This is a genomic window from Mycobacterium sp. AZCC_0083 (assembly GCF_014202335.1).
Lineage (GTDB): Bacteria > Actinomycetota > Actinomycetes > Mycobacteriales > Mycobacteriaceae > Mycobacterium.
The window spans coordinates 40,331-47,448 of sequence record NZ_JACHGP010000032.1; the positions used below are offsets into that span (position 1 = coordinate 40,331).

5 protein-coding genes are annotated in these 7,118 nt (G+C 64.0%); 1 reads left to right on the forward strand and 4 read right to left on the reverse strand.

Going from position 1 to position 7,118, the window contains the following annotated elements:
- Window positions 1-270: 270 nt before the first annotated feature.
- The 4 genes from HNP02_RS41610 to HNP02_RS41625 all read right to left on the reverse strand — a co-directional run bounded on the left by HNP02_RS41610 (window position 271) and on the right by HNP02_RS41625 (window position 5,153).
- Window positions 271-1,254 carry an amidohydrolase family protein gene (locus tag HNP02_RS41610; RefSeq protein WP_221318627.1) on the reverse strand — a complete coding sequence of 328 codons (984 nt, stop codon included), beginning with the start codon at window positions 1,252-1,254 and terminating at the stop codon, window positions 271-273.
- A gap of 695 nt (window positions 1,255-1,949) precedes the next feature.
- Window positions 1,950-3,407 carry an aldehyde dehydrogenase family protein gene (locus HNP02_RS41615; protein WP_184446660.1) on the reverse strand — a complete coding sequence of 486 codons (1,458 nt, stop codon included), beginning with the start codon at window positions 3,405-3,407 and terminating at the stop codon, window positions 1,950-1,952.
- 15 nt (window positions 3,408-3,422) lie between these two features.
- A complete protein-coding gene (locus HNP02_RS41620; RefSeq protein WP_184446661.1) occupies window positions 3,423-4,586 on the reverse strand; it encodes an FAD-dependent monooxygenase in 1,164 nt (387 codons plus the stop codon).
- Between the two features lie 186 nt (window positions 4,587-4,772).
- The gene (locus HNP02_RS41625; RefSeq protein WP_184446662.1) at window positions 4,773-5,153 is read right to left on the reverse strand and encodes a DoxX family protein; all 381 of its coding nucleotides are present in this window, start codon (window positions 5,151-5,153) and stop codon (window positions 4,773-4,775) included.
- 617 nt (window positions 5,154-5,770) lie between these two features.
- Between HNP02_RS41625 and HNP02_RS41630 the strand changes: the two genes are divergently transcribed.
- On the forward strand, window positions 5,771-7,118 hold a 1,348-nt coding region (locus HNP02_RS41630; protein WP_184446663.1), incomplete at its 3' end, for an aldehyde dehydrogenase family protein.

Genomic DNA, 7,118 nt, shown 5'->3' on the forward strand with positions numbered 1-7,118 from the left:
CCCTCGACGAAGTGGTACATCCATTGACACGCAACGCATCTCGGCCGTGACCGCAGGACGCCAGGTCGTCGCCACCGAACACACCGACCAGCCCGCCACGGCACCCGCATCCGCGCTCGACCCACAAGGCAACTAACCGAATTGCACCACCGCCAACCCGGCAGCAACCGACCAACGGCCGGAAGTGCGCAGTCTTGGCCAGCAGAGCGATGCTCGCGGCATCGCCGGAGCTGGACGCGGCTTTGCCGGTCAGTGTCGTCATCGGTGTGGCTAGGGTCGGCCGGTGTCGGCGGCCAGGCGAGGGTGAGTTATCAGTCTGGGCAGCAGCGTCAGCGCAGCGCCGTGCAGTATCGCGGCGCGTTCGGAATCTGAGAGTTCAGCGCTGTTCTCGAGTTCGCCGCGGCCACGGATGGCGATGTCGCGGCGCAGGTATGGGTAGTCGCTTCCGTAGAGGACGTGATCCAGACCGGCGACGGCGCGCAGGGTGTGCAGGGTTGGGTCCGACCAGGCCAGGGCGGTGTCCCAGTAGAGTCGTCGAAAGGTATCCGCGGCACTGCCGCGGCTTTGGTCGTCGTCGGGTATGACGGCCATCTCGTCGATGACGGCGAACCGCCGCGCGAGGTAGGGCACGACGCCGCCGGCGTGGGACAGAACGAATTTCACGTCCGGGTTTGCCGCGAACACTCCGTTGAAGTGCATTTGGGCGACGGTTCGCGCGGTGTCCACCGGGAAGTCGAGCAATGAGTCGGGGAACCCGAGGCGGTGGGAGCTGGGATCCGGGGACATAGTCGGGTGGATGAACACCACCGCACCGCGGCGCTGCAGTTCTTGAAAGAGCGGCCGGTACTGGGGTTCACCGAGGTAGAGGCCCAACGCGTTGGTCATCAAGACCACGCCATCGAGGCCCAACTCGTCCAGGGCCCGCGTCAGTTCACCTAGGGCGGTATCGACGTCCGGCAGCGGCAGGATCGCGAAGCCGCCGAACCGGTCAGGTCGGCCGCGAACCATCTCGGCGAGGTAGTCGTTGCAGCGCCGAGCCAAGCTCAGCGCCGCGGCGTCATCACCCAGATGAACCCCCGGTGCGCTGATCGAAGCGATCGCCACGTCGATGCCCGCGTCGTCCATGAACGAGAGCGCATTGGCCTGCGACCACGTAGCCGGTAGCACCCCGCCGACCGACTGACCGTCGTGTTCGGTGGCGGCCCGATAGAAGTCGGGAATGAGGTGGTGATGGATATCGACGGTGAAGCTCACGCCGCGCTCCTCAAAGGGCCAGTCGTACTCATGCTGTTGGACAATCATCGACAGTTCGAGTCTATATCGCTAAAATGTTGGTTTCGTTCTATTTCTCGGACTGGAGGCTCATATCCCATCTTCAATGCAATTCCAACATCGTTCCTGACATCGATCGCACGCTCGTTAACGTCGCCCGTCGCCCCGCTCCCGCCCCGCGGCATCGCCCCAGCCGCCCGTGTACCAGTCACAGGTCGGGGACTCATCGGAACTCTCAAATCCTGATCTACCCGATCCGAATGGATGAGCTGAGCGTAAGCCAGCCCACCCACGACCCACCAGGCCGTCAACGTCGCGTAGTCGCCGCTGAACGCGATGATCCGGCTCGCCGCCCGCAGCCGTCGACGTCGCCATCAAACTCTCCCACGACACTGAATTCATAAGCTGCTCTGACATATTCGATGCCGACGAAGCTCGCCAACCGAAATGCGACTACTACAAGATGGATGAATTCCGGCGGAGTATGCGCCACGACCCTGCTGAGGGCTTCACCCCAGACGGGCGAAACATTGATCCGCGTAACCAAGCCCTAGGACCGCGTTGGGGGTTGCCTAGGTACTTCGAGGCTCGGACAGATGGATGTTGTAGTGCCGGTGATACCTTGCTCACGATCGCGGCGTGGTCGCGGATCATGACGCCACAGCTCGTTGCCGTGCTCATTGGTACGGGTAGTGTCTGCGACCGTGATTCACGGAAACCCACTTGAGGGTGGTCAGCTCGTCGATGCTGGATTGGCCGTTCAATCGGCCTATCCCCGACTGCTTTTCGCCGCCATAGGGAACGATGGGTTCGTCACCGTGGGTGGCGTCGTTGACGTGGACCATGCCGGTTTGGATTCGCCGGGCGATCCGCACGCCGCGCACGATGTCGCGGGTGTGGACGGCGCCGGACAGGCCGAACTCGGTTTCGTTGGCGATGTCGATCGCCTCCTGGTCGTCGCCGAATTCCATCAGCAGGACGACCGGACCGAACAGTTCGTCGTGGGCAATGGTGGATCCGCGATCGACGGCGTCCAGGACAACCGGCGGCAACACGTTGCCGACCGTTACGCCACGCACTAGTGTCTTCGCCCCGGCCGCCACCGCGTCGTCGACCTTCTTCTCGAGGGCCGCGACCTGACGGGCGTTGATGAGCGGTCCGATGACGGTGTCGGCCGCGGCCGGGTCCCCGGTGGCGAGCGCGGACACCTTGCGGCAGAAGCGGTCCCGGAAGTCCTCCGCAATGTTGGATTGCACCAGGATGCGGTTTGCGGACATGCAGATCTGGCCCTGATGGGTGAACCGGCTGAAGATGGCCGAGTCCACGGCGTACTCGAGGTCGGCGTCGTCGCACACGATGAACGCGCTGTTTCCCCCGAGTTCCAGGATCGATTTCTTCATGTTCCGCGCCGCCACCTCGCCGACATGACGACCAATCGCAGTCGAGCCGGTGAACGCGATGATCCGCGGTATTGGGTGCTCCAGGAAGTGGTCACCGATCACCGGGATCTCGGTCACCGTGACGTTGAACAGGCCGGCTGGCAGCCCCGCTTCTTCGAAGATGGAGGCAACGAGGGTGCCGCCGGTGATCGGCGTGTCCTCGTGCGGTTTGACGACCACACCGTTCCCGGTCGCCAGCGCGGGTGCGACTGACTTGATCGACAGGAAGAACGGAAAATTGAAGGGGCTGATCACCCCGACCACGCCGACAGGCTCCCGGTACACGAAGTTCTCGGAGTCCGCCACGGCCGATGGATAGATCCGCCCCTCCATCCTTAGCGGCAGCGTGGCGGCCTCCTTGAGTGTGTCGATTACCGACGCGATCTCGACAACCCCTTTGAGCGCGGTGCCGCCACTCTCGACGGTGATCAGTTCGCCGATCTCGGCTGCGCGGTCCTCGACGATCCGCGCGGCGCGCTCGAACACCCCGCGCACGAGGTACGGGTTCTGCTTGCGCCAGCTCAGCTGAGCATCGGCCGCCGAGCGGTACGCCTCGTCGATGTCCCCCCGGCTGGCTATACGGATCTCCGCCACGGCATCACCGGTGAAGGGGTTCCGGTCGACCAGCATCTTCTCTGCCGACCCCGGTCGCCACTTGCCATTGATGTATTGCTGGGCGAGTTGTGCCATGTTCATGGTGCGTTCCTGTGGTTAGTCGCTCAACGCAAAGGGATCGTTGCCGTACAGCCAAGAGAACGTGTCGATGGCCGATGACCGGGACAACATCGCATCGCGCTCCTGTTGTGCGGGACCATCGGGTAGGTGATAGACGACGTTGTTCTCCCAGGAAAGCCGCTGGATCCGGGCGGTATGGTCCAGGCGCGCGTGTTCATATCGTTTCAGCGCCGAGGTGAGATCATCCGGTGCGGTCGAGAGTGCCTGGGTCAGTGCGGCGGCGTCCCCGATTGCCTGGGCGGCGCCTTGTGCGAAGAACGGAAGCATCGGGTGGCACGCGTCCCCAAGTAACGTGGTGGTCGCTGTCGACCAGTGCGCCAGTGGATCGCGGTCGTAGAGGGCCCAGCGGTACACGGGATCACGGACTGCCCCGACGATGCGTTGTACGTGATCGCACCAGCCATCGAACTGGCCGCGCAACTCGTCCGCAGACCCTGGCATGGTCCAGCTTTCAGCGGACGGCTCCTGGTCGGGGACCACGGCGACGATGTTGAGATACGCCGACCCGGCGCCAACTGGGTAGGCCACCAGATGGCGATCCGGACCCATCCAGTTGCGGACGACGTCGTCGAAGTCCAACTCGTCGCGCGCAATCCGCGCGCGATACGCCGACATTCCGGAAAACCGCGGCGCGGTATCGCCGACCGTCTGCGCCCGCACGCCCGAGTGAATACCGTCGGCGCCGACAATCAGGTCGCCAATCTCTATGGTGCCGTCGTCGAGCTCGACTGCCGGCCGCCCCCCGGACTCGGTCACCGCGCTGACGGCGACTCCGAGTCTGACCTGCGCGGTCGATACCCTCGACGACAGCACGCCGACTAGATCTGGCCGGTACATCGTCAGATACGGCGTGCCGAACCTGCTCTCGATGTCCGCCATCGACATGGTCGCCAGCGCTTTGCCGTCCTGCCAGCGAACCCAGCTCACATGCGCCGGCGTCACCCCGAGGGCACGGATTTCCTCATCGAGGCCAAGCCGTCTCAGTACCCGAGTAGCGTTGGGACCCAACTGAACTCCAGCGCCCACCTCACCAAAACGCGGCGCACGTTCGATCGTGCACACATCGAAACCAGCCTGTTCTAGCAACGCCGTCGCGGCCAAGCCGCCGATGCCGGCTCCTACGATGATGATCCTCGCCACGGCGGCTCCTAACTCTCCACGAAAGTCGGCAGCACCATCGGATGCGCTGATCCGCGGCCAACAGCGAGAGTCCTGGCCCACACCGGGTTGGCCGTCAAGAGATTTGCACTAATTCTTCCCTCGTCGCAAAACTCTCCAGGATTGGTCAAGCTTTGCGGTCGGCAGTGAGTGCAGTCTCGAACCATCTCAGGAGCCGAATGAGTACAGTCCGAAGCGGCCCCACGCGACGAACACGGCGAGCAGCAGCAGGAACGCATTGACCCCGATGTTCGGGAACTCCTTGCGCCGGGCGTGGGTTATGGCCGCACCGATCATCACCAGCGCCAGACCGACGGCGGCCAGCGGCACCAATATCGGCGCGATGTGAAGGACGGCGGGCAGGATCAGCCCGATCGCACCCAGGACTTCGACCAAGCCGACGAGCTTGACGTTGCCCGGGGAGACATCGGCCGCCCACCCCTGTCCGGAGGAGACCAGCTTCTCCTTGGGGAGAGCCAATTTCATCCCGCCGCTGGCCAAAAAGCCCACGGCGAGCACGATCGCGACGATCCACAGTGCCAGGTTCATGCTGATCTCCATCCAGTCAAAGACGCCGTTGCCCGCAGGCAGACCTAACGATACTTAATAATTCTACCGAGACTATCAATATTTCTCCTTATTGTTGCGACTTTTGGTCCACACTGAACGTGGCCTCCAACATCGGAGGCTGCGGTGCCGTGGGCCGGACTATTACCAGGCCTTCGCCGTCGGTGACGACGACGGCGAAACCGCGAGCCACCGTCGTGGCGATGAAGCCCTTCCTCGTAGCCGAACATCAGGTCGAACCCTTGGGAGAAGTCGATGCCTTGGTTGAACATCCGTCGGCGTTTTGTGTGGGTGTGGTGGAGCGATTGCTGCCGCTGCACAGGAGGTAGCACTGACGTTATGTGGTAGTAATCTCGTTAAAATATTGACTGGTCGAGAATTCAATGTTTGAGTGGTGGTGGCAGTGATGGTCATCCCCACTGTTGGCATCACACCACGGAGGCACGTCATGGCCGATCCCCTCGCGGGTGGCTCGGACTTCGACGGCTTGGCGTCCACCGAAGTGTTCGACCTCTGCGTTCATCTGTGGCGACCCGGTTGCGCGCGGCAGCACGTCGGGCGGTCGAACCTCCGCCTCCCCATCGATTCCGAGGAGCCCCATGTCTGGCGTTGCACTGAACTGGATCGACGGCGAATGGGTGAACTCCCCTACGCTTTCCACGTCACGCAACCCGGCAAACGGCGAGGTAGTCGGTCAGTTCGCCGACGGGGGTGAGGCCGAAGCCGATGCGGCGATAGATGCCGCGCGACGGGCCTTTCGGGGCACGACGTGGAGCCGCGACCGAAGTCTGCGCCACCGGGTGCTCAGCGAAATTGCCGATCGGTTCGAGGACCGGGTCGATGAGTTGGCCGCGTTGCTGACCAAGGAGAACGGCAAGCCGCTGTTCGAGTCGATGATCGAGATCCAGGCCGGCGTCATCCCGACCTTGCGGCACAATGCCGGTCAGGCGCTGACCAGTACCGGCACCTCGGCCGAGGTCCGCCCAGGGACGTTCTTCACCACCTTGGCCGAGCCAGCGGGCGTGGTCGGGGTGATCGTGCCTTGGAACTCTCCCATCGCGTTGTTCATTCGGGCGCTGGCGCCGGCGCTGGCGGCGGGGAACACCGTGGTGGCCAAGTTGCCCGGCCAAACCGCACTGACCAATGCGCTGGTGTCGGAAATCATCGCCAGCGCGCAGAGCCTGCCCAAGGGTGTGGTGAACGTCTTCTCCGAGTCGGGCAACACGGGAGCTCCGCGGCTGGTGTCCTCGCCGGAGGTCGACGTCGTCAGTTACACCGGCAGCGTCGCGGTCGGTCGTCGGGTCGGGGCGGCTGCCGGAACCGCCTTGAAGCGCGTAGGTCTCGAGCTCGGCGGTAAGACCCCCATGATCGTCTTCGCCGACGCCGACCTCGGCGTGGCATTGCCGCTGCTGGTGCGGAGCCTGACCGCGACGGCCGGCCAGTTCTGCATGGCCGGTACCCGCTTCCTGGTACAGCGTGGCATCGCCGACGAGGTACGAGATCGTCTGGCGCAGCTGTTGTCCGATGTCATCGTCGGCCCCGGAGACAGCCCAGAGACTCAGATGGGGCCCCTCATCGACCACGCGGCGGTCCAGAGAATCGATGCGTTCGTCGAAACTGCATTGTCCTACGCCAAGCCCATCGTCCGTGGTGGCGCGATCACCGCGGGCCCCCTGGCGGCCGGCTCGTTCTTCGCACCGTGCCTGCTCGAAGTAGACGATCTCGACGTTCCCCTGGTCCAAGAGGAGATCTTCGGACCCGTCGGCACCTTCGAGGTGTTCGACGACGAGGCCGACGCACTGCGCCGGGCCAACGCCACCCGGTTCGGGCTTGCCGCCGCCGTCTTCACCCGCGATGGTGCGCGTGCCCGTCAGGTGTGCCGTGACCTGCAGGCCGGCACGGTGTGGACGAACGGCTACTACGCCCTCGACGAAGGATTTCCGGAGG

Coding starts and splice junctions, on each gene's coding strand:
- HNP02_RS41615 (WP_184446660.1), bottom strand. CDS start 3,407: ATGAACATGGCACAACTCGCCCAGCAATACATCAATGGCAAGTGGCGA.
- HNP02_RS41625 (WP_184446662.1), bottom strand. CDS start 5,153: ATGAACCTGGCACTGTGGATCGTCGCGATCGTGCTCGCCGTGGGCTTT.